Source organism: Bacillus paramycoides (assembly GCF_038971285.1).
Lineage (GTDB): Bacteria > Bacillota > Bacilli > Bacillales > Bacillaceae_G > Bacillus_A.
Genome location: NZ_CP152427.1, coordinates 4,430,615 through 4,456,335 on the forward strand (window position 1 = coordinate 4,430,615; position 25,721 = coordinate 4,456,335).

At 36.8% G+C, this 25,721-nt stretch carries 23 protein-coding genes; 1 reads left to right on the forward strand and 22 read right to left on the reverse strand.

What is annotated here, in order from left to right; all coding sequences use genetic code 11:
* Positions 1–97: 97 nt before the first annotated feature.
* The 15 genes from nrdR to AAG068_RS23000 all read right to left on the reverse strand — a co-directional run bounded on the left by nrdR (position 98) and on the right by AAG068_RS23000 (position 16,111).
* Positions 98–559, reverse strand: a complete 462-nt coding sequence (gene nrdR, locus AAG068_RS22930; RefSeq protein WP_001203687.1) for a transcriptional regulator NrdR — start codon at positions 557–559, stop codon at positions 98–100.
* Positions 560–844: 285 nt separating this feature from the next.
* Entirely contained in the window at positions 845–1,228 is a 384-nt protein-coding gene (gene speD / locus AAG068_RS22935; protein WP_098413228.1) for an adenosylmethionine decarboxylase, read from the reverse strand.
* Positions 1,229–1,613: 385 nt separating this feature from the next.
* Positions 1,614–2,642, reverse strand: coding sequence for a glyceraldehyde-3-phosphate dehydrogenase (locus tag AAG068_RS22940; RefSeq protein ID WP_342715934.1), 1,029 nt, complete (start codon positions 2,640–2,642; stop codon positions 1,614–1,616).
* Positions 2,643–2,751: 109 nt separating this feature from the next.
* Positions 2,752–3,354, reverse strand: coding sequence for a dephospho-CoA kinase (gene coaE, locus AAG068_RS22945; RefSeq protein ID WP_342715935.1), 603 nt, complete (start codon positions 3,352–3,354; stop codon positions 2,752–2,754).
* A 53-nt stretch (positions 3,355–3,407) separates the two neighbouring features.
* Positions 3,408–4,040 carry a sporulation membrane protein YtaF gene (gene ytaF, locus AAG068_RS22950; RefSeq protein WP_000281740.1) on the reverse strand — a complete coding sequence of 211 codons (633 nt, stop codon included), beginning with the start codon at positions 4,038–4,040 and terminating at the stop codon, positions 3,408–3,410.
* Between the two features lie 72 nt (positions 4,041–4,112).
* On the reverse strand, positions 4,113–4,943 hold the full coding sequence (mutM, locus tag AAG068_RS22955) for a DNA-formamidopyrimidine glycosylase (protein WP_342715936.1): 831 nt from the start codon (positions 4,941–4,943) through the stop codon (positions 4,113–4,115).
* Between the two features lie 12 nt (positions 4,944–4,955).
* A complete protein-coding gene (polA, locus tag AAG068_RS22960; protein WP_342715937.1) occupies positions 4,956–7,589 on the reverse strand; it encodes a DNA polymerase I in 2,634 nt (877 codons plus the stop codon).
* A gap of 283 nt (positions 7,590–7,872) precedes the next feature.
* Positions 7,873–9,636: a sensory box histidine kinase PhoR gene (phoR, locus tag AAG068_RS22965; RefSeq protein ID WP_342715938.1), complete on the reverse strand. Its 1,764-nt coding sequence runs from the start codon at positions 9,634–9,636 to the stop codon at positions 7,873–7,875.
* Positions 9,629–10,348, reverse strand: coding sequence for a two-component system response regulator PhoP (gene phoP / locus AAG068_RS22970; RefSeq protein WP_342715939.1), 720 nt, complete (start codon positions 10,346–10,348; stop codon positions 9,629–9,631). Before phoP ends, phoR begins: the two co-directional genes overlap by 8 nt.
* Before the next feature lie 148 nt (positions 10,349–10,496).
* Complete coding sequence (locus tag AAG068_RS22975) at positions 10,497–10,733, reverse strand: hypothetical protein (protein ID WP_342715940.1); 237 nt, start codon at positions 10,731–10,733, stop codon at positions 10,497–10,499.
* Positions 10,734–11,012: 279 nt separating this feature from the next.
* Positions 11,013–11,486, reverse strand: a complete 474-nt coding sequence (locus AAG068_RS22980) for a MaoC family dehydratase (RefSeq protein WP_000914180.1) — start codon at positions 11,484–11,486, stop codon at positions 11,013–11,015.
* Between the two features lie 216 nt (positions 11,487–11,702).
* Positions 11,703–12,641 (reverse strand): malate dehydrogenase, encoded by a 939-nt coding sequence (mdh, locus tag AAG068_RS22985; RefSeq protein WP_000153232.1) that lies wholly within the window; start codon positions 12,639–12,641, stop codon positions 11,703–11,705.
* Between the two features lie 19 nt (positions 12,642–12,660).
* On the reverse strand, positions 12,661–13,953 hold the full coding sequence (gene icd / locus AAG068_RS22990; protein ID WP_061457751.1) for an NADP-dependent isocitrate dehydrogenase: 1,293 nt from the start codon (positions 13,951–13,953) through the stop codon (positions 12,661–12,663).
* Positions 13,954–14,113: 160 nt separating this feature from the next.
* Positions 14,114–15,262, reverse strand: a complete 1,149-nt coding sequence (citZ, locus tag AAG068_RS22995) for a citrate synthase (RefSeq protein ID WP_116746257.1) — start codon at positions 15,260–15,262, stop codon at positions 14,114–14,116.
* A gap of 387 nt (positions 15,263–15,649) precedes the next feature.
* A complete protein-coding gene (locus AAG068_RS23000; RefSeq protein ID WP_000625507.1) occupies positions 15,650–16,111 on the reverse strand; it encodes a DUF441 domain-containing protein in 462 nt (153 codons plus the stop codon).
* Between the two features lie 420 nt (positions 16,112–16,531).
* Here AAG068_RS23000 and ytvI point away from each other — a divergent pair, with 420 nt between their 5' ends.
* The gene (ytvI, locus tag AAG068_RS23005; protein ID WP_098668049.1) at positions 16,532–17,650 is read left to right on the forward strand and encodes a sporulation integral membrane protein YtvI; all 1,119 of its coding nucleotides are present in this window, start codon (positions 16,532–16,534) and stop codon (positions 17,648–17,650) included.
* 697 nt (positions 17,651–18,347) lie between these two features.
* Here the strand turns inward: ytvI and AAG068_RS23010 are convergent.
* From AAG068_RS23010 to AAG068_RS23040, 7 genes are all read right to left on the reverse strand, one after another.
* Positions 18,348–18,737, reverse strand: coding sequence for an FxsA family protein (locus tag AAG068_RS23010; RefSeq protein ID WP_342715944.1), 390 nt, complete (start codon positions 18,735–18,737; stop codon positions 18,348–18,350).
* 200 nt (positions 18,738–18,937) lie between these two features.
* Positions 18,938–20,695 carry a pyruvate kinase gene (gene pyk, locus AAG068_RS23015; RefSeq protein WP_001232664.1) on the reverse strand — a complete coding sequence of 586 codons (1,758 nt, stop codon included), beginning with the start codon at positions 20,693–20,695 and terminating at the stop codon, positions 18,938–18,940.
* Positions 20,696–20,748: 53 nt separating this feature from the next.
* Positions 20,749–21,708: a 6-phosphofructokinase gene (gene pfkA / locus AAG068_RS23020; RefSeq protein WP_087957151.1), complete on the reverse strand. Its 960-nt coding sequence runs from the start codon at positions 21,706–21,708 to the stop codon at positions 20,749–20,751.
* 128 nt (positions 21,709–21,836) lie between these two features.
* Complete coding sequence (accA, locus tag AAG068_RS23025; RefSeq protein ID WP_000818797.1) at positions 21,837–22,811, reverse strand: acetyl-CoA carboxylase carboxyl transferase subunit alpha; 975 nt, start codon at positions 22,809–22,811, stop codon at positions 21,837–21,839.
* Complete coding sequence (gene accD, locus AAG068_RS23030) at positions 22,799–23,668, reverse strand: acetyl-CoA carboxylase, carboxyltransferase subunit beta (RefSeq protein WP_098668046.1); 870 nt, start codon at positions 23,666–23,668, stop codon at positions 22,799–22,801. The genes accA and accD overlap by 13 nt, the downstream gene beginning before the upstream one ends.
* Before the next feature lie 185 nt (positions 23,669–23,853).
* The gene (locus AAG068_RS23035) at positions 23,854–24,498 is read right to left on the reverse strand and encodes a FadR/GntR family transcriptional regulator (RefSeq protein WP_098668045.1); all 645 of its coding nucleotides are present in this window, start codon (positions 24,496–24,498) and stop codon (positions 23,854–23,856) included.
* Between the two features lie 14 nt (positions 24,499–24,512).
* Positions 24,513–25,721 (reverse strand): NAD(P)-dependent malic enzyme, encoded by a 1,209-nt coding sequence (locus AAG068_RS23040; protein WP_342719804.1) that lies wholly within the window; start codon positions 25,719–25,721, stop codon positions 24,513–24,515.

Below are 25,721 nucleotides of genomic sequence, written 5' to 3' on the forward strand. Positions count from 1 at the left end.
TATTAGATAATTTCTTAGCGAAAAAGAGCTATTAGCTTTCGCTTCTAGCTCTCTTATCTCATTCCTTACAGTATGTAAAGAGAATACAATACAGATTCTACTCTCTTTCTTTTTGCAGTATATCTTTTAATTCTTCAATAAATACATTTAAATCTTTAAATTGGCGATATACAGAAGCAAAACGCACGTAAGCAACATCATCGATATCACGCAGTTCTTCCATAACAATTTCACCAATCATATCACTTTTCACTTCTGATATACCTAAATTACGAAGTTCACGTTCCACACTTTGAGTTACTTCTTCTAATTGTCTTAAAGATACTGGTCTTTTTTCGCACGCTTTAATTAAGCCACGTAAAATCTTTTCTTTATTAAACTCTTCTCGTGTGCCTTCTTTTTTTACAACGATAAGAGGTGACTCTTCTACTCTTTCAAATGTCGTAAAGCGGCTTAAACAGCTTTCACACTCTCTCCTTCTTCGAATAGAGCGCCCCTCGTCTACCGGACGCGAATCTAACACTCTTGTACCATTATGAGAACAGGATGGACAACGCAATATATTCACTCCTTTACACTATACTCTTTATTTTTTCTCTACTTACTTCATCTGACAATATATATACATTATTATATAACTCATTCTAACTCTCTTACCACTTTAAGTTAAAGCACGTTATGTCATCATCTCGTTTTCGAAAATAAGATGGTAGATGGAATGCTAACTTATTCGTAAGAGCTCCATTTATTTCCCTAACGAGTACGTTATATTTTTCCTTTTTTATAAACTAAAAAAGAGGTGCATTATACACCTCTTTACATTTTAAATCAATTATGTTCTTTTTTAAAGAGCTTTTGTTTCTCTCTGCTTAATTTCGAAGCTACCAGTGCCTCGAGGAAGCTCGATGCTCTCACGCGTTTTTGCGTTTAAACCTTCTGCAATATATTCTGCAGCAACATTTGGATCAATACGATCCCCACAAGTATAAACATCAATACTTGCGTAACCGTGCTCCGGAAAGCTATGAATTGTTAAATGTGATTCCGAGATAATTACTACTCCACTTACACCTTGTGGTGCAAATTTATGGAAAGCAACCTCACGTACTTCAGCACCAGCTTTTAGTGCTGCATCCACAAATAATTGTTCAATATACGGCATGTCATTCAGTTTGTCGAAATCGCAATCCCAAAGTTCAGCAATCACGTGACGACCCATCGTATCCATAGTATCCATTCTACAGTTCCCCCTTGTAAATTTATTCTAACTGTTCGAATTGAAAACTAATTTGCAATTTGGCTTGCTCCACTACCACGGGGGAAAGTTAGTCCAGAGAGGTCCTAACCCTTTAAGTAGTGACTACGTACCTCAGCTCTTAAGTTTACGAGTGTTAGTATACTTTGTTTATTTTCATTTTGCAACAACAGTTTTTTCGATTTTCTGTCATATTTTCCTCTTTACTTTTCCCTAAAAAAAATAAATGATTCACAAATACAGTAATCACAACGTTTCGTGGTATGTCCACTTTCGAAAATATACCCCTATAATTTTTACCTTTTTCGAAAAAAATAAAAAAAGAGGGCAAATATTCACTTGCCCTCCCCTTATTCACTTAAATATGTTGTACATTTTCTTGTTTCGCTAATTCTTCCACAACTAGCGTTACAAGATCTACAACACGACGAGAGTAGCCCCACTCGTTATCATACCAAGCAAGTACTTTTACTTTACGATCACCCATTACCATTGTAGATAAACCATCAATGATAGCTGAGTGTGTATTTGTATTAAAGTCAATAGATACTAAAGGCTCTTCACTGAATTCTACAATGCCTTTAAGCGCACCATTTGCAACAGTTTTGAATGCATCGTTAATAGCTTCAACTGTCACATCACGTTTTACATCTACTACTAAGTCAACAAGAGACACGTTTGGTGTTGGTACACGAAGTGCCATACCATGAAGTTTTCCATTTAAATGCGGAAGAACTTTTGCTAGCGCTTTCGCAGCACCTGTCGTTGTCGGAATAATTGATTGTCCGCAAGCACGTGCTCTTCTTAAATCTTTATGTGGGTTATCAATATTTTTTTGGTCATTTGTATAAGCGTGAACTGTCGTCATTAAACCGTTTTCAATTCCAAACTGCTCATCTAACACCTTAACAACAGGTGCTAAACAGTTTGTTGTACAAGATGCATTTGAAATAACAGTATGTTTTGCAATATCTAATTGGTCTTCGTTCACACCAACTACAATTGTTACATCTTCATTTTTACCAGGCGCTGTTAAAATAACTTTTTTCGCTCCAGCTTCAACATGAAGAATTGCTTTTTCTTTTGAATTAAATTTACCAGTTGCTTCAATTACAACTTCAACACCTAGATCTGTCCAAGGCAATTCCTTTGGATCGCGGTTGTTTAAAAGGCGAATCATTTTTCCATCAACTAATAAGTGATCTTCAAATGCTTCTACTGTTCCGTCAAACTTGCCGTGAACTGTATCATATTTAATTAAATGTGCTAACGTTTCAGATGGATAGCTTGCATTGATTGCTACAATTTCGAATGCGCTTTCTTTTATTGCCTGACGAAATACCATTCTCCCAATACGTCCAAATCCATTAATTGCCACACGAGTCATAATATGTTATCCCCCTTGAATGCGTTATACTATTTATCTCCAATCCCAATAATAGTATAACACAAAAAGGGGATATGTCACTAAGCATTTTCATTAATTTCACAATTTTTTAGTAAATAATGTTCCAATTCTTTAAAATTACCTGCAATTGTGTTTTCGTTCCCATAATTGTGCCATCATTATTTATCACTTCATCTGCATGTTTCACTTTTTCCTCTAATGGCATTTGAGATTGAATACGAGCTGTTGCTTCTTCTTCCGAAAAATTATTTCGCTTCATTAAACGTTCTAATTGCGTCTGTGGTTTAACTGCTACAACTAAAACGCGGTCAACAAGACTTGTTAATTTACTTTCAAATAAGAGAGGAATATCTAACACAACCGCTTGCGCACCTTCTTTTATGTACATTTCCTTTTGCCTATTCATTTCCTCACGCACTGCAGGATGAACAATTTTATTTAACTGCAATCGTTTTTCTTCATTATAGAAAACGACGCTTCCTAATTTCGGCCGATCCAGTTCTCCATCTTCTTGTAATATTTCCGCTCCAAACACTTCTACTATTTTGTTATATGCTGGTTTTCCTCGCTCTACAACTTCTCTTGCAATAATATCCGCATCAATAACCGGTATACTTAACTCACGAAACATTTCTGATACCGTACTTTTCCCGCTTGCAATGCCTCCCGTTAATCCAATTACTACTGTCATCATAATCCTCCTCACAATATAAAAGGCGCGAAACTAATGTTCCACGCCCATACTTACATTTTCCAAATTCCAATAATAATGAGTAATACCCCAGGCAGGAATGTAAATTTTTGTAACCATTTCATATTTGATAAAACCGTTCCAAGTTTCATTCCGATAAATAAAAACAAAGAACTCATAACCGCAACTAATATTGCCATCATAGCAGGTGCATACCCTAATAAAGATGCACCAATTCCAGCACCGAACGAATCTACAGAAAGAGCGATACCAAGAAGCAATGCTTCTCCTGCAGAAATGGTGCCTGATTTATCGAAATCTGCGACAGTCGGTTTCCGTAAAATTTGGATCACTAGCCCGAGTGAAGCGATTTCTAATTTCCAAACCTTCTCCTCTTGCTTCGGTTCTTCTTTTTTCTCACTTCGAAAAAATTGGTATAATACCCAAATTCCTATTCCAATAAGAACAAGCCCACCGATACGCGTTGCGATAACAGGTGAAAATATTTTTGCGATCATATGCCCAATTCCCATTGAAACAAGCATAACAGCCGCTGAACACATTCCGATAATTATAATTGATCTTAGTGGAATTCTTACACTTCTTAAACCATATGTTAGCCCTACACTACAGCTATCTAAGCTTAATGTAAAAGCTAATAAAATAAGAGATAAATAAAGGTACATCGGTAAGCTCCTCCCTTATACATAGCTCTGCTGTATGTATATGACAAATGCCTATCCGATGTTATCTCTTTTCTATATTCTTGGCTGACAAATCGAGCAGTAATGCGTTCCTCTTCCGCCAACAACTGTTTTTTCTAATATCGTACCGCAAGTCACACACGGTTCTCCTTTTTTTCCGTATACATTTAGAAGTTCCTGGAACGAACCAATTTGCCCTTGCGAGTTAATATACGTTCGAATTGTACTTCCGCCACGCTTCACTGCTTCGCCTAACGTTGTAACAGTCGCCTCGTAAATTCGTTCAATTTCTTCTGTTGTTAAAGACGACGCTTCTCGTTCCGGATGAATGTGAGAACGGAATAAAACTTCATCTACATATATATTTCCAAGTCCCACTAATAGACGCTGGTCTAATAATACAACTTTTATTTTACGATTCGTCTTTTGCAATCTTTCTTGTAAATACTGCGGTGTCAATTCAGCATCAAACGGCTCCGGACCTAAGTCAGCAAGAGGCATTTGATTCAACTCTTCACCTTTTTTAAAGAGATGCATCGTACCAAACTTTCTCACATCTTTATAATGTAATTCAGTTCCATCTGTAAATAAGAAACGGACGTGCGTATGCTTATCAATTGGCTCATCCTCTTGATGCAGTAAAAACTTACCTTCCATACGCAAATGTGAAACAATAACATAATTCGTTACATATAAAAGCAAAAACTTTCCTCTTCGCTTTATATTTTCAATCTTCTCGCCTCTAAGCATTTCTTTAAAGATTTCTACATCATCCGGTCGTTTTACTATTTTTGGATACGTAACAATAATATCTTCAATCGTTTTTCCTGTTACAAGATTTTCAAGTGTCCGTCTGACGTTTTCAACCTCTGGTAATTCAGGCATTTCATCACTTCCTTATTTTGCGTCGTACCAAGTTGGACCGTAAGAATAATCAACTTTTAGCGGAACTGCAAGTTCAATTGCATGCTCCATTACTTCTGGTACAAGCTTCTCTAATTTTTCAATTTCTTCTTTTGGCGCTTCAAATATTAATTCATCGTGTACTTGCAGAAGAAGACGTGCTTGTAATCCTTCTTCTTCTAAACGATCTGCCATAATAATCATCGCTTTTTTAATAATATCTGCTGCAGTACCTTGAATTGGTGTATTCATAGCTGTACGCTCTGCAAAGCTACGTAAATTGAAATTACGACTCGTAATTTCTGGAATGTAACGACGGCGATTTAATAGTGTAGCCACATATCCTTTTTGCTTCGCATCTTTTACGATGTCATCCATGTATTCTTGTACACCAGGGAAACTTTCTAAATACTTTTCAATAAATTCCGCTGCTGCTTTTCTTGTAATTCCTAAGTTCTGTGAAAGACCATAATCACTAATACCATACACAATTCCGAAGTTAACAGCCTTCGCTTGTCGTCTCATATTTGAAGTTACTTCATCTTTTTTAACGCCAAATACATCCATAGCTGTTTTCGTATGAATATCCATATCATGTTGGAACGCGTCAACTAGCCCTTTATCATTTGCAATATGAGCTAATACACGAAGTTCAATTTGCGAATAATCCGCTGCGTACATAATCCATCCTTCTTCAGATGGAACGAATGCCTGACGAATCTTTCTTCCTTCTTCTAATCGAATCGGGATATTTTGCAAGTTTGGATCCGTTGAACTTAATCGGCCCGTTTGCGTTAATACTTGATTGAAACGAGTATGGATTTTAGATGAATCTTCATGCACAACTTTTAATAACCCTTCAATATAAGTTGAATTTAGTTTCCCTAATTGACGGTAATGTAAAATGTTTGGAATAATTTCATGGTGATCCATAAGCTTGTCTAGTACATCTGCTGACGTAGAATAACCTGTTTTCGTCTTTTTAATAACTGGTAAGTTTAAGTTCTCAAACAGAATAACACCAAGCTGCTTCGGTGAATTAATATTAAATTCTGTTCCCGCAAGCTTATAAATTTCCTGTTCCATTTCCTTTAATCTACCTGCAAGTTCTTCTCCCATATTACGAAGGCGTTCTGTATCAACTTTTACACCTTTTACCTCCATATCAGCTAATACGCGTGCAAGCGGTAATTCTAACTCTGTAAACAGTTCATATTGCTCATTCTTTTCTAATTCTTCAACGAAAGTTTGCTTTACATCGTATAATACATGCACTTTACGGGCTACATGCTCTGCTACTACTTCTAGCTCTGGAACAGCACGTTTCGCACCTTTTCCGTAAACTTCTTCATCGGATTTCACGGCATGCGTTTCTTTCATCTTTGCTACAGTACGAAAATCTTTATCTGTATCAGCTGGGTCAAGTAAATAAGCAGCGATTAATAGATCAAAATCAATCCCTTGCATATCTATACCGTTCCATTTCAATGCAACAATCGCACGCTTCGCATCAAATGTATGCTTCCTCATTTCTCCATCTGCAAGCCACTCTTTAAAAGCGTCTGACTTAAATGCAATGTCTGTCTGAATAAAGTAGCAACCATTTTCATTTTGAATACCGAAACCTTGAATATCTGCTTTATGATAGTTATCTTCTTGTACTTCAACAATAAGCGCACTATCTTGCTGAAGCATTTCATCTGTAATTTCTTCCACAATATCAAATGTAATATCATCTAATTCAGCTGGAGCCGTTTCTTCTGGCGTAACACCTAATTTATTTAAAAGAGATGTAAATCCTAAATTCTCAAACATCGGAATGACATCACTTGCTTCATACCCTTTATACTCCATATCATCCACATGCACTGTAATCGGCGCATCTGTAATAATCGTTGCAAGATCTTTACTCATAAGAGCTTGCTCTTTATTTGCTTCCAGTTTTTCTTTTAATTTTTTCCCGCTTACTTGATCTATATTTTCATACACTTCTTCAACCGTTCCAAACTGTGTTAACAATTTAATCGCAGTTTTTTCACCAACTCCTGGTACACCTGGAATATTATCCGATTGGTCTCCCATTAAACCTTTCATATCGATAATTTGCTTGGGTGATAAGCTGTATTTCTCAAATAAAGCTTCTTTCGTATATTCATCTACTTCCGTAATCCCTTTTCTAGGAATACATACAAGCGTGTTATCAGAAACAAGTTGAAGTAAATCTTTATCTCCTGAAATAACCTTTACATTTGCTCCTTGTTCACTCGCTTCTTTCGCTAGCGTCCCCATAATGTCGTCCGCTTCATAATTTTCTAATTCATAGCGCGGTACGTTGAATGCATCAAGCATCTCACGAATAAACGGAAATTGCTCTGATAATTCAGGTGGAGTCTTTTGACGCCCTCCTTTATACTCACTATATGTTTTATGACGGAATGTCGTTTTCCCCGCATCAAATGCTACTAACATATGCGTCGGTTTTTCTTCCTCTAATATTCTCATCAACATCATTGTAAAACCGTAAATTGCGTTCGTATGTATACCTTTGTCGTTATTTAAAAGCGGTAGTGCAAAGAAAGCACGATAGGCGATATTATTACCATCTACTAATACGACCTTTTTTTCCAAATCAGAAACCTCCCCATACAAATTTGAAATGATTTTTTTCAAAGAAAAAAACCGTTCCTTTCCTCTCTCTATATTAACATGACTAATAGAGAGAAGAAAAATAACGGCTATTTTCTATCATATATAAAAACGTTTACTAATATAAAAGGGAAGTGACGAGAACAGCATAACTATTCTCGCCCAAAATTACTCCTTGGATGAAGGGGTTTTCATGTATTATATTAACAGAGCTTTATTAATATTTAATTAAGCCATTGTTAATATATTGTAAACATCCTTCATCCTATTTTTCAGTTGCTGATTTTGGTAAAACAACTGTAAATGTTGTCCCTTCCCCAACTTCACTATCCACTGTAATCGTACCGTGATGCGCCTCAACTAAATGCTTTACAATTGATAATCCAAGACCTGTCCCACCAGTATTTCGACTTCTCGCCTTATCTACTCGGTAAAAGCGTTCAAAAATACGCGGAATTTCATCTTTACTGATACCAATTCCAGTATCTGAAACTTTTATATAAGCATTATATTTATCTTCTGCTAATTCTACAGAAACAACGCCTCCAGCCGGCGTATATACGATTGCATTGTTAATTAAATTAATAAAGATTTGCTTCAAACGACTTGGATCTCCAATGACAGAGACTCGTTTTAGCGTATTTATTTGTAGAGAGATTTCTTTTTCTCCCGCTTTATTATCAAGCACCATATGAATGTCTTCAAGAAGTCCCTTCATATCAACGGTCCCCATACTCAATTTAAATCCTTGTTGTTCAATCTTTGATAGATCTAATAAATCTTCAATTAACCCTTGCATGCGTTCACTTTCTTTTAAAATAATGTGTAAGAAATGTTCACAGAATTTTTTATTATCCATAGCACCGTCCAAGAGCGTTTCCGAAAAACCTTTAATAGAAGTAATCGGTGTCTTTAGTTCATGAGAAACATTCGCTAAGAAGTCTTTTCTCATTTGTTCTAATTTCTTTAACTCAGTAATGTCATGAAATACAAGTACAATCCCTTTCCATTCATGATTCGTCCCAATAATCGGTGCTCCATATACTTCAAAATGCTTTCGCTCAATTCCAAGCGGCAATAACATTTGTTTACGCACTTTCACTTCTGTCATAAAGATTTCTTCCACAAGCTCTATAATTTCTGGATGATGAAACGATTCATAATATAAACGATCTAAATATTCTTCATCTGTTACGTGGAAAGTTTCCTTATATGAACGGTTTACAAGGTTTATATAACCACGACTATCAATTAAAATCATTCCACTTCCCATATTTTCAATTAACGTATGCAGACGATCTTGTTGCATTTCTTGTTCAAGTGTCATCTCTTGTAAATTACGAGCTAAAATATTAATCGCCTTACTTAACATTCCCGTTTCATCTGAATGACTTTCATAAGCGCGTGCTTTATAATTACCCTTCGCTAATTCGATAGCAACTTTCGTAACGGATTCAATCGGCCTAATATATTGTCCTGTAATTCTCATACCTAAAAATACAACGACGAGACACGCGATAACAAATCCGATAATTAATAATCCCCACGTTTTTTGATGAACAGCTTTCAAAGGCTCAATTGTACTTTTCACCAAAATGTATCCTTGTTTCCCTGCTACATCTTGCACGAACACCGCATGGTAAAATTCATTATTTTGATCGGTTTCTTTCGTAATGACTTTATTTCTTTGTTTCGTTGTTTCTGAAGAAAGTTCTTTAATTATCCCTTGGCTAAACGCAGAATGTTCTCCTCCGCTATATTGAACTTTCTTTTTTTCATCTACAAATGCAATAGACGCCTGGATTTTTTCTTCTAACTTTCCAAATACGTACGGATTTTTTAAAACATCATCAAAACCTTGTTCTTCTGCTAGTACAGCAACGTATTCTGTCTCTTTTACCATTCTCTCTTTTGCATGATCTATATAGTAGTTTTCAAACACAGTTTCCAGCAATAAACCTAGTCCGACTAAAATAAAAACAATAAGAGAAACAAATGTAAAAAGAAGCCTGGAACGAAATTTATTCATCCCCTTTTGGCTCCTCTAATTTATATCCTAAACCACGTATCGTTTTAATGTACACCGGTTTTTTCGTATTTTGTTCAATTTTATCGCGCAAATGGCTAATATGAACGTCCACAATTCGTGTATCACCAGCAAAATCATAGTTCCATACAGCACTTAATAATTGATCACGCGTCAACACGCGGCTCTTATTTTTTGCAAGATAAACAAGTAATTCAAACTCTTTTGGTGTTAATTCAAGCTTTCTTTCTTGGAAATAAGCCTCATAAAACTCTGGTAAAATTTTAAGCTCAGCAATTGTGATACTCTCTTCATCTGATGATTCTGTAACTTGCTCTTCTTGCTGTAATTTCGTACGGCGTAAAATCGCCTTCACACGTGCAACAACTTCCCTTGGGCTAAATGGCTTCGTCATATAATCATCCGCCCCAAGTTCAAGGCCTAGCACCTTATCAAATTCATCATCTTTTGCTGTTAACATTAAAATCGGCGTCATAACGCGCTGCAATCGTAATTCTTTACACACTTCCATACCATCCATTTTTGGAAGCATTAAATCTAATATAATTAAATCTGGGCGTTCTGTTGTCGCTTTTTGAAGCGCCATTTCTCCATCCATCGCAGTTATAACCTCAAACCCAGCTTGTTGTAAATTAAATTCAATTAAAGTTAAGATAAACTCCTCATCATCAACTACTAAAATACGATTGTTCATTCTTTTCCTCCAAGTTATAGACTTGAAACCTTCTTCATCCTAGTATTTTCCCCGTTATTCTCATCATACTAGAAAACAAGGTCCCTCTCAATATAATTGTCTATTCATGGATTCAGATTGTTCTATCGTTATTACTCATTCACTTCGATTAACGTGTTATTATCCATACTTTATACACATCTATCTTTTCATTCCATTCTACTTCCGTATGAATATTGAATTCTCGATTTTGCGCTAGAAAAAACGAAAGAGCATACGCTATTTTATAGTCCGGCGTTTCATATTCATCAAATAGTTTTCCATACATTTCATTCGCGACCCCGTCCGCACACACTTCAGCTTCTCTCATCGTTTCAAAGATAACGTCTTCTTTTTTCCATCTCATCCTAAAAAACCACCCCTTTCATTGACTTACATTACCAATATTTATATTATTAATTTAAATATATAAATATTTATTATATGGAGGTCTTTTATGCGACTAGTTCTACCTATTCTATCTTTAATAGTAACGTGCATTCTTACATTCAACGCCCCAAGCTGGGATACGATTAAAACAGGTTGCTCCGATTTCGCCGAGGGATTCACACAAGGATTCTTCAACTAAAAATAGCGCTAGCCCCCTTATAGTAAGGTATGCTAGCGCTATTTATATTTTCATTTTTTAAAAATTATCTAATGCTTTTTCCATAATAGAAACTGATTTAAAAGGCGGCGTTACTGTTAATGAACCTTTTACAACCGTTTCTCCTTTTTCATCATGAGCAGATACAAGCATATCAATTGTATGCTCCTCCTCAGAAACAGCCACAACTTCAAAGTGGATTTGTAACGTTTCATAATGGTGAACATGCTTCACGAACGTAAGGTCCTTTCTCGTAATATGACTACCTGGACCTGGTAAATATTTCGTAACTGCCGTTGTAATCATTCCAGTTAGCATAATGCTTGGTACAATCGGCTTTTCATACGGAGTTTGGGATGCGTAATCATGCTGAATATATAATGGATTGGCATCATTCGTTAAACCTAAGTACAATAACAAATCTTTATCCTCAATTTTTTCAGTGATAGATAATTTCTCTCCTACTGTAATTTCATCCATTTTACGACCAATTTGAACTTTTTTCTTTAACATGTTACAACCCCCTCCGATTTTTTCACCTTATTATCCTACTAAAAGCGATACTTGATCCGAAATTTACTATGATGAGGGCAATGTATAGTATAAATCTATAGTTTCATTATAGGATACATCAAATGATAGCGTTTTCATATTATTTCAAAAAAACATTTGCATATATAGTAGAAAAAGATTCGGGGCCCCGAATCTTTTTCTACTTATATTTAATTATTAAACAAGAACCTTCATAACATTACGTACAGATTCTACAGAGCGATCTAGCGCTTCTTTTTCATCTGCAAGAAGTTCTAATTCAATAATTTTTTCAATTCCGTTACCACCTAAAATTACTGGTACCCCTAAGTAAAGGTCACTATAACCATATTCACCTTCAAGGTACGCAATAGCCGGTAATACACGGCGTTGATCTTTTAATATTGCTTCTGTCATTTCAACTAAAGAAGCAGCTGGTGCGTAATATGCACTACCGTTTCCTAATAAGCCTACAATCTCGCCGCCACCTTTACGGGTACGTTCTACGATTGCTTCTAAACGCTCTTTCGGAATTAACGTTTCTAACGGAATGCCACCTGCATAAGAATAGCGTACAAGAGGTACCATATCGTCACCGTGTCCACCAAGAACAAATCCTGTAATATCTTTCACAGAAAGATTCAATTCTTGTGCGATGAATGTACGGAAACGAGCTGTATCTAATACGCCCGATTGACCGATAACACGCTCTTTCGGGAATCCTGCTTCTTTAAATACAGAATATGTCATTGCATCAACTGGATTTGTTAATACAACAATAATTGCATTTGGTGAATGTTTTGCAATGTCGCGCGTAATACTTTTCATAATTTTAGAGTTTGTTGCTACTAAGTCATCACGGCTCATACCAGGCTTACGCGCAATACCTGCTGTAATCACGACAACGTCAGAATCAGCAGTATCTGCGTAATCAGATGTTCCAATAATGTTAGCATCAAAACCTTGTACTGGGCTCGCTTCTAACATATCTAACGCTTTCCCTTTTGTTGGATTTTCCAGTTGTGGAATGTCCACTAATACAACATCTGCAAGTTCTTTTTGTGCTAATAAGAATGCTGTTGTTGCTCCTGTAAATCCTGCACCGATGACTGAAACTTTCTTGCGTTTGATTGTCATAATTTACCCCCCGCTTTAATTATGCGTTTTTGATTATCGCTACATCCATGTTTTTAATAAGTTCATTAGCGAACTCAGAACATTTCACTTCCGTTGCACCTTCCATTAAGCGTGCGAAATCATAAGTTACTACTTTTGAAGCAATTGTTTTCTCAACAGAAGCAGTTACTAATTTCGCAGCTTCATTCCATCCTAAGTGTTCTAATAATAATACACCAGAAAGAAGAACTGAAGATGGGTTTACTTTATCTAAACCTGCATATTTTGGAGCTGTACCGTGTGTAGCTTCAAAGATAGCATGTCCAGTTACATAATTAATGTTTGCACCAGGTGCAATACCAATTCCACCTACTTGCGCAGCAAGTGCATCAGAGATGTAGTCTCCGTTTAAGTTCATTGTTGCAACAACATCGAACTCACGTGGACGAGTTAAAATTTGTTGTAAGAAGATGTCTGCAATAGAATCTTTTACGATGATTTTTCCAGCCACTTCAGCATCTGCCATCGCTTTATTCGCTGCATCTTTACCATCTTTCTCAACGATACGATCATATTCAGCCCAAGTAAATACTTTGTCGCTAAATTCTTGTTCCGCTACTTCGTAACCCCAGTTTTTGAAAGCACCTTCTGTAAATTTCATAATGTTTCCTTTATGAACTAATGTAACAGAAGAGCGTTTTTCGTTAATTGCATATTGAATTGCAGCACGAACAAGACGCTTTGTCCCTTCTTCTGAGATTGGTTTAATACCAATACCAGATGTTTCTGGGAAGCGGATTTTATTAACACCCATTGCTTCTTTTAAGAAAGCAAGAACTTTTTCTGCTTCTGGAGACCCTTGTGCATATTCAATTCCAGCATAAATGTCTTCTGTATTTTCACGGAAAATAACCATATCAGTATCTTCCGGACGTTTTACAGGTGAAGGAACACCTTCAAAATAACGAACTGGACGTAGACATACATATAAGTCTAATTCTTGACGAAGTGCTACGTTTAGAGAACGAATACCACCGCCAACTGGAGTTGTAAGTGGACCTTTAATCGCGATTAAATACTCACGGATTAAATTTAAAGTTTCTTCTGGTAACCACTCGCCTGTTTGGTTGAATGCTTTTTCCCCTGCAAGCACTTCTTTCCAAACAATTTTCTTCTCACCATCATAAGCTTTTTCAACTGCTGCTTCTAGTACGCGAGATGCAGCTGCCCAAATGTCAGGACCAATTCCATCTCCTTCGATAAATGGAATAATCGGATTGTTTGGTACATTCATAACACCATTAGTTACAGTAATTTTTTCACCTGTCGTCAATGTGATAACCCCCATGTTTGAAATTTCATATGTATGAAACTGAGGGAATAACCCCTCAGTTCAAACCGTTAGTCAAATTAAAATATTCTAATCATTACATCTTTCCGAAAAAATCAGACTTTTGAAAGCGTATTTTCACTATCGAAATAGTGTTTTTCGCTTATCGTTGTGCAATTGGAACGTACACTTGATGTGTTGGTCCATTATAGTCAGCACGTGGACGGATTAAACGGTTGTTTTCATATTGTTCTAGAATATGAGCTAACCAGCCTGACATACGGCTAATTGCAAAGATAGGTGTAAATAAGTCATGGTCAATTCCTAAACAATGGTATACAGAAGCTGAATAGAAATCAACATTTGGTGGAAGACCTTTTTCTTTTGTTACAATGTCTTCAATTTTGATAGACATATTATACCATTTGTCTTCTCCTAAAAGCACGCATAATCTCTTGGACATTTCACGTAAATGTTTTGCACGTGGATCACCTTGCTCATATACACGGTGGCCAAAGCCCATAATTTTCACTTTATTTTGAAGAGCATTATGAATATATGATTCTACATTTTCTTCTTCGCCGATTTCAGTTAACATCTTCATTACATTTTCATTTGCCCCGCCGTGAAGAGGACCTTTTAACGCACCGATTGCCGCTGTAATACCAGAATATACATCTGAAAGTGTAGCTACACAAACGCGTGCAGTAAATGTAGAAGCGTTTAACTCATGATCTGCGTGAAGTACAAGTGCCTTATCAAAAGCTTCAATTTCAACTTCGTTTGGTTCGCGATCATTTAACATATACAAGAAATTTGCAGCTAATGATAAATCGTTTCTAGGCTCAACAACATCTAACCCTTTACGAATTCTTGCATAAGCAGCAACTAAAGTTCCCACTTGAGCCTGTAATTTAACCGCTTTCAAATAATTGGACTTTTCATCCATAATTTCAGCGCTCTCATCGTATAATGATAGCATGGAAATTGCAGTTCGTAAAACAGACATCGGATGTGCGATTTTTAAATCTACTTGTTTCAAATATGTTAAAATCTCACCTGGCACTTTATAGTATTCCGATACAGTCCCTTTAAATTTCTCTAGTTCTTGTTCGTTAGGAAGCTTGCGATGCCATAATAAGTATACTACTTCTTCAAATGTAGCATTCTCAGCTAAATCATCAATATTATACCCAACATAAGTTAATGTATCATCAATAATAGAGCTCACAGATGATGTTGTTGCTACTACCCCTTCTAAACCTCGAATAACAGTCATGACATTCTCTCCTTTTCCTGAAAATTCTCCCAACCTTGCTCCTTATATCTATTTGCTTCCCTTTTGAATTATGAACGCCCGTTCACTCTTTAGGCAAGCAAAATGCACGATCATGCAAATTTGTTGCGATGTTCCCCTCTTATTGTCCATTGTTTACATGGAAAGCATGAGCGTGAATGTCTCCCCGAATCCTCACGCTCAAAACAACAAGTTAGTGAGGAAAATTAATTCCGAAGAGTTTTATGATAAAAACAACATAAAACAATATCATTATAAAATTGTTTTATGTTGTTTTTATTTTATCTGGTGTAAAGTCTCTGCTGTTATGTAACTTTTCAAAGTTTCTAATCCTATTATAAACAATTATCTGACTTTTGTGAACAGAAAGAATTCAAAATTTTTATATTACTATAAAATTCCTTATTTAAACATCTGTATAATACTCATAACTGCATAGGCAATTCCAGCCCCAATTAATGGACCTACAGCAACTCCATTAAATAAAGCAACCGCTATAATTGTCCCGAAAACGAGGGCAGTTGTAATATGAGGATCCGTCGTTAATAATTGCACGCCACCTTTTGCTAACAAGGCAACCGCTACTCCTGAAGCTAAAGCAATCCATGCATAATATGATTTCGCTGCTTCTCCAAGTTGTTTAAAACCTATCTCCCCCGTCGCAATCGGGACGAGTACTGCTATTGTAATAACCGTAACACCGAGATTAATTCCTTTCGTTTGTAAATATGGAAAGACTTTATCTCCTAGAAACGTAAATTTCAATAAAAATAACACACCAATAGCTACAGTTAGCGATTGGTTTTTCGCAATAAGTCCTATAATAAGTAGTATGAATAAAAATAACGTTGACTGACTAATCATGTTTGCACTTCCTTTCTGAAAATAATGAACTCATTTCCAAACAAAAATACCTTTAAACCTATCGTTATACATGCTATATCGATGCCTATTCAACATGAATCACTTCATTTTTTTATGTATTTTAAAATGATAACCTGAGACTTTCACCATCAAAATGGAAGCATGTATACATTTTTAAAAACGGTCGTCTCTCCTTTCTTTTCTAAAAAGAAACAGGTAAAATAAAAAGAAGAGAAAATGAAGTTTTTACCATATAGTAGAAGCATCAACACCAAGCTTTCACAGTCACTCACGTACTGAAAAAGCAGGAAAAATCCATCATTCCACTATAACATAAAGTGAAACTTTAATCAGTCGGGCACACTCGTTATAAGTTGAACGAATTAGGATAATCCAAATTGGAATGGGAGGTATACATCTTTGAATCGAAACTTACTATATATGATATTGCGACTCATATTTGTGATTGTAGCGACGGTAGCTGGGTTCTATGCATTACTATATATGTCAGGACTTATCTACCCTTTCATTATCGCTTTCGCATTTGCTTATTTGATTAATCCTGTCGTCAATTTCCTTAATCAAAAACTACAATTTCCTCGCGCACTCGCAGTACTCGTTAGCTTAATTCTCGTATTCGGAGCTATCGTCGGACTCGTTACATACCTTGTAACAGAGGCAATATCTGCCACAACATACTTACTACAACTTGTTACAGTAAAGTTTCCAGATATCGTTGCATTTGCTCAGCAATTTGCACTTAATCATATTATGCCTCTCTATGATGATTTAATTTCTAAATTTAATCATCTTGGGGAACCACAGCGGTATACGATTACACAAAACATTCAAAACCTAGGAACAGAAGCAACGACGCAAATGAAAGAACTTTTAACGGCTATTATAAGCGGATTAACAAATTTCATTAGTGCATTACCAACAACTTTAACTGTGCTTGTATTCGTTTTATTAGCTACTTTCTTCATTAGTTACGATTGGCATCGTCTTGCTCAGAAAGTAAGAAAATTTTTACCCAACCGTGTTCATGGCTATGGAAAAACGATTTTTGTCGATTTAAGAAAAGCTTTATTCGGTTTTGTTAAAGCGCAACTTACACTCGTATCTATGACAACTATTATTGTACTAATCGGACTTTTAATATTACGCGTACCATACGCCATTACTATCGCGATTATTACAGGTGTTGTAGATTTACTCCCGTATTTAGGAACAGGAGCTGTCTTCGTTCCTTGGGTTATATACGTATTTTTCACTGGCGACACTGCTTTCGCCATTGGTCTTCTCATTTTATACATCGTCGTGATTGTCCAAAGACAAATTATGGAGCCTAAAGTACTTTCTTCTAATATCGGCCTCGATCCATTAGCAACACTGATTGCTCTATTTGTCGGCTTTAAACTCTTTGGCTTTTTAGGATTAATCATCGGTCCAGTCACCTTAGTACTACTTAATACATTGCACAAAGCTCGTGTATTCCATGATTTGTGGAAATATATTAAAGGCTCACCTTCAAAATAATAGTTTCTAATTCATATACAACAAACACTTACATGTAATCAGTGGGAAATTCCCACTGATTATTCCTTGCACTTATTTTTCACACTCATTACATACAACAAGAGAATTGCCCTAAAAACAGGATAATTCTCTTGTTTTTTGCATAAAAATCGTATATTTCGAGGTGTTTTTACATATTTATTCTATTGTTTTTATAATTATTACTTACATTTATTACTTTTTATGTAAATGAATAAATATACAAAATCACATAGAATTAGACTTAAACTAAGTATTTCACCAATCACTTTTAACATTTCCACATCAATTCATTCTTTTTATACACAAATCAAACTTCAGTTCAAAGGAATTATTCTAAAACAGACTCATTAAAAACTACTAACTCCTCAAATCACAGATCCAATCGAAAAATATACAGCAAATAAAGTGAAACTTTAATCAGTGGGGGTTTTCTTCATCCCCACTGATTATTAGTTGAACCAATCGGACTTTTATGGGCAGTTGATCCCCCTCCTAACTTCTTTGCTTTCGCTGAATTTTGAGGTGGGGGTCTTACTGCCCATTAAAGCGGGATAAAACTTTAACCTTTAAGAATTTCATCTGCACAATCACTAAATTTTAATTAACGGACCTTTAACCATCCCTCTCATCCTTTTACAGACAAAAAAATAGTGCTTAGATCGCTATAATCTAAGCACTATTTCTGCACAATAATAGTAGAATTCTTTCTAAACTTCCATTCTATCCACTTCATAACAAGCGGTTTCAATAACCCCCTCGTCATAGGGATAACAAAGATCAAACCTATTATATCCGTTACATATCCAGGAAGTACTAAAAGAACGCCTCCTATAAAGATAAAAATACCATCTAGAACCGCTCCTCCTGGCATTTCTCCTCTATTCAGCTTAGATTGAATCTCTCCAAGCACTTTAAACCCTTGCCTTTTCGCCAAGTACACACCTACAACACCCGTAAATATAATCATAGCGAACGTAGACCATAAACCTATTACATGACTCGATCCAATTAAGACTGTAATCTCAATCGCTGGTATTAATATAAACAAGAATAGTAACCACTTCATAGTTCTACACCCCTCTCACATACCATCACTTTAAATGCCCTCACAACGTCCATATACACCATATAAAAGCCGAATGCACTTTTTCTTATCAAACTTCATAATAAACAGCTTTTAAAAGCAATTTCAGACGTTTCAGGCTAGTTTTACCGCATTTTTGTGTAAAAAAAAGAGAAGGACTCCGATCCTTCTCTCCGTATTACTTATAGCACTTCCGCATGTCCATTATAAACAATTCCGCGTGCTGCATCAACTGTTACTTCTTGGCCATTTTTTAAAGTTGCTGTTACGCCGTTTACACCAACGATAACAGGAATACCGATTGATACACCTACAACAGCAGCATGGCTTGTTAAACCGCCTTCTTCTACAACTAGAGCAGCAGCTTTTTCGATTGCAGGAATCATATCTTTATCAGTGCTTGTTGTAACAAGGATATCACCTTCGTTTACGTTCGCTACAGCTTCAGCAGCTGTTTTTGCTACAACTACTTTACCTTTTGCAGCTTTACGACCGATTCCTTGTCCTTTAGCAACTTCTTCACCAACAACGTGGATTTTCATTAAGTTTGTTGTACCAGTTTCAGCAACTGGAACGCCAGCAGTGATTACTACAGTGTCTCCAAGTCCGATTAGACCTGCATCCATACCTGTTTGAATTGCTGTATCTAACATTTCGTCAGTTGAAGCTGCACGCTTCTCAGCCATAAATGCTTGTACACCCCAAACAAGTGCAAGACGACGTCCTACTTGCTCGTCAGATGTTACAGCTACGATTGGAGATTTTGGACGATATTTAGAGATCATTTTCGCAGTATATCCACTTTCTGTTGGAGCTACGATTGCAGCTACATCAAGAGCAAGTGCTGTATGTGCAACAGATTGGCTAATTGCATCTGTAATTGTTGGAGTGAACTCTTTAATACGTTTTTTGAACATATCTTCGTATTGTAATGATTTTTCAACACGTACAGCAATGTTAGCCATCATTGTTACTGCTTCTACTGGGTATTGTCCAGCAGCTGTTTCACCTGAAAGCATGATTGCATCTGTACCATCGAAGATTGCATTAGCTACGTCACTTGCTTCCGCACGAGTTGGACGTGGGTTACGTTGCATAGAATCTAACATTTGTGTCGCAGTAATAACTGGTTTACCTAACACGTTACATTTTTTGATTAGACGTTTTTGTACTAATGGTACTTCTTCTGGTGGAATTTCTACACCCATATCACCACGAGCTACCATTAAACCGTCAGAAACTTCTAAGATTGAATCGATGTTGTCGATACCCTCTTGGTTTTCGATTTTTGGTACGATTTGGATATATTGAGCGTTATGCTCTTCTAATAATTCACGGATTTCTAATACGTCAGCTGCTTTACGTACGAATGAAGCTGCGATGAAATCAACTTTTTGCTCGATACCGAAGATGATATCTTTTACGTCTTTTTCAGTGATACCAGGAAGCTTAATGCTTACGTTTGGTACGTTAACACCTTTTTTATTTTTTACAGTTCCGCTGTTAAGAACTTTTGTACGGATGTTTCCGTCAGCTTTTTCGATTACTTCTAGTTCGATAAGACCGTCATCGATTAGAATACGAGAACCTGGGTCTACATCATCATAAAGACCAGCATAAGATACAGAGAACTTCTCTGCAGTACCTAATACTTGCTCAGTAGAAAGAACTACTTCTGCACCTGTTACAAGCTCAGCTTGTCCGTCTACGAAGTCGTGAGTACGGATTTCTGGACCTTTTGTATCAAGTAAGATACCAACTGTTTTACCAGTTTTCTTTGAAGCTTCACGAATGTTTTTAATACGAGCACCGTGCTCTTCATGGCTACCATGAGAGAAGTTTAAACGAGCAACGTTCATACCTGCTTCGATTAATTGCTCTAATTTTTCAATACTTTCACTAGCAGGACCTATAGTACATACAATTTTAGTTTTACGCATATTGCACCTCCGAAAATTATGAAACCGTTCCCAAATATCCGACATTACGCCGATTAGATGGATAATTCTTTAGATAATTGATACATATCTTTATCGATTGTATGCTTTTGAGCTAACGCTTCGATAATATCATGATCAACAAGTTTGTTATCTTGAATACCTACACAACGTCCACCTTGACCAGCAATTAACAATTCAACTGCTCTTGCACCAAGACGGCTTGCTAATACACGGTCTTGTGCACTTGGTGATCCACCACGTTGTACGTGACCTAATACAGTTACGCGAGTATCAAAGTTTGTTGCTTCTTCAATGTGCTTACCGATGTCAATTGCACTTCCAACACCTTCAGCTACAACGATAATACTGTGTTTTTTACCACGTTCACTACCACGCTTCAGACGAGCGATAACATCTTCCATGTCATACTCTTCTTCTGGAATTAAGATTGTTTCCGCACCATCAGCTAAACCAGCCCATAATGCGATATCACCAGCGTGACGTCCCATTACTTCGATAACATATGTACGTTCATGAGATGTAGCTGTGTCACGAATTTTATCAATTGCATCAATAACAGTGTTTAAAGCTGTATCGAAACCAATTGTGAAGTCTGTTCCAGGGATATCATTGTCGATTGTACCTGGTACACCAACACATGGGAATCCTTGTTCAGTTAATTTTTTAGCGCCTTGGTAAGAACCATCTCCACCAATAACAACAAGTCCTTCGATACCGTGTTTCTTTAATTGCTCGATACCTTTTAGTCGTACTTCTGGGTCTTTAAACTCAGGACATCTTGCTGTATATAATTTTGTACCACCGCGGTGGATAATATCGCCAACAGAACCAAGTTCTAATTTTTCAATATGACCAGAAATTAATCCAGCGTATCCATGGTAAATACCATATACTTCAATATCATGGAAAATCGCTTTACGAACAACTGCACGAATGGCAGCATTCATACCAGGTGAATCTCCACCACTTGTTAATACACCAATACGTTTCATTTGTACTCACCTCATAAAGATTATTTGCCTTATAATAAAATAACACGAAAAAATATAAAAATACAATGGAGAAGATGTGTCTTTTCATAATAAAAACGTGCATTCGCGAAGTGGAACGCACGCTTTTCTTATTTTATCCAAATGGAAGCGTTTGAAAACGAAACTTGCCCAATTTTCATATATTTTTCATAACGTTTTTCGATTAATTCATCTTTCGAAATTCCGTTTAATTGTTCAAAAGTTTTTCCAAGCATTAAATCTATATTTTCTGACTGTTTCAAAATATTGCGGTGCGCTCCACCTTTTGTCTCTGGAATAATTTCGTCAATTACACCTAATTCTTTCAAATCTGCTGCTGTAATTCTCATCGCTTCTGCAGCTTCCTTCGCTTTTCCTGCATCTTTCCAAAGAATTGCCGCTGCACCCTCTGGTGTAATAACAGAATAAGTGGAATTTTCTAGCATATGAATGTAATCCCCTACTCCAAGACCTAGCGCGCCACCACTACCACCTTCGCCGATAACGATACAAATAACAGGTACTGTTAAGCCTGCCATTTCAAATAAATTGCGGGCGATAGCTTCACTTTGACCACGTTCTTCAGCAGCTTTACCAGGATAAGCTCCTTTCGTATCAATAAAACAAATAATGGGACGATTGAACTTCTCCGCCTGCTTCATTAAACGTAATGCTTTTCGATATCCTTCTGGATGAGGCATTCCAAAATTACGGCGAATATTTTCTTTTGTATCTTTTCCGCGTTGATGCCCAATTACAGTTACAGGCATCCCTTTATACTTCGCAATGCCGCCGACAATCGCTGCATCATCGCCAAATAGACGATCTCCATGACATTCAAAAAAATCAGTAAATAAGTGCTCAATATAATCGAGCGTTGTCGGTCGTTCCGCATGACGAGCAATTTGAACACGGTCCCATACTTTCATATTGCCGTATATATCTTCCTCTAAATTTTCTAGCTTGTCTTCCAAAATACGAATCTCCTCACTGAAGTCCATCTGGCTGTTTTTCGTATAGTCTTTCAGTTCACGAATCTTATTTCTTAGCTCAACAACTGGTTTCTCAAATTCTAGCTCTGCCATACAGCCATTCCCCCTCCTTGATGAACTTCTAAAATCTTGCGAAGCGATTCTCTCATATCATCACGATGTACCACCGCATCTAATTGACCATGTTCTAGTAAGAATTCTGCCGTTTGGAAATCTTCCGGTAGTTTCTCACGCACAGTTTGTTCAATTACACGTCTACCAGCAAATCCGATCAGTGCCCCTGGTTCTGCAAGATTATAATCACCAAGTGAAGCGAAACTCGCTGAAACCCCGCCCGTCGTCGGATGAGTCATAACAGAAATAAATAATCCTCCTGCATTACTATGCTTTTTCAAAGCTACGCTTGTTTTTGCCATTTGCATTAAACTTAATATCCCTTCTTGCATACGGGCACCACCCGAAGCAGTAAAGATAATAAATGGAACTTGTAAGTCGTATGCCTTTTCAACCGCACGGGCAATTTTTTCTCCTACAACAGAGCCCATGCTCCCCATTCGAAAACGAGAATCCATTACTGCAACAACAACAAGCATGTCATCAATTGTTCCTTCACCAGTTACAACCGCTTCGTTCAATTCAGTCTTCTTACGATCGCTCTCTAGTTTCTCTTCATACCCTGGAAACTCGAGTGGATTTAATGAAACCATTTCTTTGTCATACTCACGGAATGACCCCTCGTCCAATATACTATCAAGACGTTCCCATGCATTCATAGGATGATGATATCCACAATTCACACATACTTTTAAATTTTTTAGAAGCTCTTTCGTATACATGATTTTTTTACATTTCGGACATTTTGTCATAACGCCATCTGGTACGTCTTTTCGTACTTGTTCTGAAGGTATTGCAGCGTACTTTTTCTTTTTCACGAATAAATCTCTTAGCACAATTTGACCCCCTTCGTTGAGAGCTAAGGTTAGCGTAAGAAGAAAATTGGGCTAACACCAAAGTTTGATGTTAGCCTTATCTTCTCAATCTGTCTAATAACCTCACTCTTTACGTTTAACTTTAACCGCTACGCGATAGAATGTTTGTCATAACGTGTCATGGTCATTTCGACAAATTTTATACATTACGAGTGAAACTGTATATTCTCTACTAATTCATCGTAAATTTTTAGTGCATCATTTTCTTGTTTTTCTTCCAAAGTAGCGTAAAGCTTTCTATACATATCGATAGAATCTCCTGAAACTTTACAAGAAAGAGTTGCTACGTAATCATTTACGATCATCCAAATACGATATAGTAAATAATTATCGACTTGTTCAATAAGTGTTTTAAAGAACGTTTGATGAAGCATTGGAATTGAGTTTTCATTTTCTTCAAGCACTTGATGTAATTTGCTTAGCACTTTAGAAAACGTTTCTTTCGGTAAATTACATACAATTCGAATCATATCTTTCTCAAGCAATCGTTTCGTTTGTAATAAATCACGAATTGTTTTCTCATCTTGCAGCAAGAACGGAGCAATTAATTGTACAAGACCGTTATCGTAAAAGTTTCGAATAAACGTCCCTTCACCACGTCTCGTTTCAATTAATCCTACTAGTTCTAAAGCACGCAATGCCTCTCTTACAGAGGAACGCCCTACATTTAAACGTGAACTTAACTCACGCTCAGACGGCAAACGATCCCCCGCTACCAATCCATCTTCTTCCATAATGGAACGGATTTTCTTTACAATTTCGAGATATACTTTTGTATTTGATGATGTCAATGGAAATTCCTCGCTTATTCTTTACCAATCAGCGCTAATTGTTTTGTTTTCTCAGCAACTTCATTTGGATCTACTTGACGGCGAGCTACTCCTGTCTCCATTGCAGCTTTCGCAACGTAAGCTGCTACTTGAGGCGCTACACGCGCGTCAAACGGTGCTGGAATGATATAGTCTGCATTTAACTCATCTTCTGCTACAAGCTCAGCAATAGCCTGTACAGCTGCCATCTTCATTTCTTCGTTAATTTGTGTCGCATGTACGTCAAGTGCACCGCGGAAAATACCAGGGAACGCTAGTACATTATTTACTTGGTTTGCGAAGTCAGAACGACCTGTTCCAACAACAGCTGCGCCCGCTGCTTTTGCCAATTCTGGCATAATTTCTGGAACTGGATTCGCCATTGCAAAAATAATTGCATCGTCATTCATTGTACGAACCATCTCTTCTGTTAATGCACCTTCTGCAGATACACCAATGAATACGTCCGCACCTTGTATAACATCAGCTAAAGAACCTTCGATACGATTCTTATTTGTATATTTTGCAACTTCATCCTTCACCGGATTCATACCTGTAGGACGACCTTCATAGATTGCCCCTTTACGGTCACACATAATAATGTCGCGTACACCATAGCGATATAAAAGTTTAATGATTGCAATACCTGCTGCACCTGCGCCATTTGCGACAACTTTAATGTCAGACATTTTCTTTCCAACTAGTTTTAACGCGTTCACAAGACCTGCTACTGTTACGATAGCTGTCCCGTGTTGATCATCATGGAAGATAGGAATATTTGTTTCTTTTTTCAAACGTTCTTCAATAATGAAGCAGTTTGGTGCTGCGATATCCTCTAAGTTAACGCCGCCAAAAGTTGGCTCCATTAATTTTACAGTTTCAACAATTTTATCTACATCGTTTGTATTTAAGGCAATTGGGAATGCATCTACACCAGCAAAGCTCTTGAATAATACAGCTTTACCTTCCATTACTGGAAGAGATGCTTCAGGTCCAATGTTACCAAGACCAAGTACAGCCGTTCCATCAGTCACAACTGCTACCATATTTCCCTTCATCGTATATTCATATACCTTACTTTTATCGTCATAAATTTCCTTACAAGGTTCTGCAACCCCTGGAGAATATGCAAGACTTAAATCTTTTGCATTTTCTACTTTTACTTTTGATACAGTTTCTAATTTTCCTTGATGCACTTTATGCAT

Excerpts from the sequence above, each read along its gene's own strand:
- pfkA (WP_087957151.1), bottom strand. The coding sequence starts at position 21,708 with ATGAAACGTATTGGTGTATTAACAAGTGGTGGAGATTCACCTGGTATG.
- mdh (WP_000153232.1), bottom strand. The coding sequence starts at position 12,641 with ATGACAATCAAACGCAAGAAAGTTTCAGTCATCGGTGCAGGATTTACA.
- accA (WP_000818797.1), bottom strand. The coding sequence starts at position 22,811 with ATGGCAGAGCTAGAATTTGAGAAACCAGTTGTTGAGCTAAGAAATAAG.
- coaE (WP_342715935.1), bottom strand. The coding sequence starts at position 3,354 with ATGACAGTAGTAATTGGATTAACGGGAGGCATTGCAAGCGGGAAAAGT.
- AAG068_RS23010 (WP_342715944.1), bottom strand. The coding sequence starts at position 18,737 with ATGAAGTGGTTACTATTCTTGTTTATATTAATACCAGCGATTGAGATT.
- AAG068_RS23040 (WP_342719804.1), bottom strand. The coding sequence starts at position 25,721 with ATGCATAAAGTGCATCAAGGAAAATTAGAAACTGTATCAAAAGTAAAA.
- speD (WP_098413228.1), bottom strand. The coding sequence starts at position 1,228 with ATGGATACGATGGGTCGTCACGTGATTGCTGAACTTTGGGATTGCGAT.
- AAG068_RS22980 (WP_000914180.1), bottom strand. The coding sequence starts at position 11,486 with ATGTTAAAGAAAAAAGTTCAAATTGGTCGTAAAATGGATGAAATTACA.
- mutM (WP_342715936.1), bottom strand. The coding sequence starts at position 4,943 with ATGCCTGAATTACCAGAGGTTGAAAACGTCAGACGGACACTTGAAAAT.
- AAG068_RS22940 (WP_342715934.1), bottom strand. The coding sequence starts at position 2,642 with ATGACTCGTGTGGCAATTAATGGATTTGGACGTATTGGGAGAATGGTA.
- pyk (WP_001232664.1), bottom strand. The coding sequence starts at position 20,695 with ATGCGTAAAACTAAAATTGTATGTACTATAGGTCCTGCTAGTGAAAGT.
- phoP (WP_342715939.1), bottom strand. The coding sequence starts at position 10,348 with ATGAACAATCGTATTTTAGTAGTTGATGATGAGGAGTTTATCTTAACT.
- ytaF (WP_000281740.1), bottom strand. The coding sequence starts at position 4,040 with ATGTACCTTTATTTATCTCTTATTTTATTAGCTTTTACATTAAGCTTA.
- phoR (WP_342715938.1), bottom strand. The coding sequence starts at position 9,636 with ATGAATAAATTTCGTTCCAGGCTTCTTTTTACATTTGTTTCTCTTATT.
- AAG068_RS23000 (WP_000625507.1), bottom strand. The coding sequence starts at position 16,111 with ATGATTAGTCAGTCAACGTTATTTTTATTCATACTACTTATTATAGGA.
- AAG068_RS22975 (WP_342715940.1), bottom strand. The coding sequence starts at position 10,733 with ATGAGATGGAAAAAAGAAGACGTTATCTTTGAAACGATGAGAGAAGCT.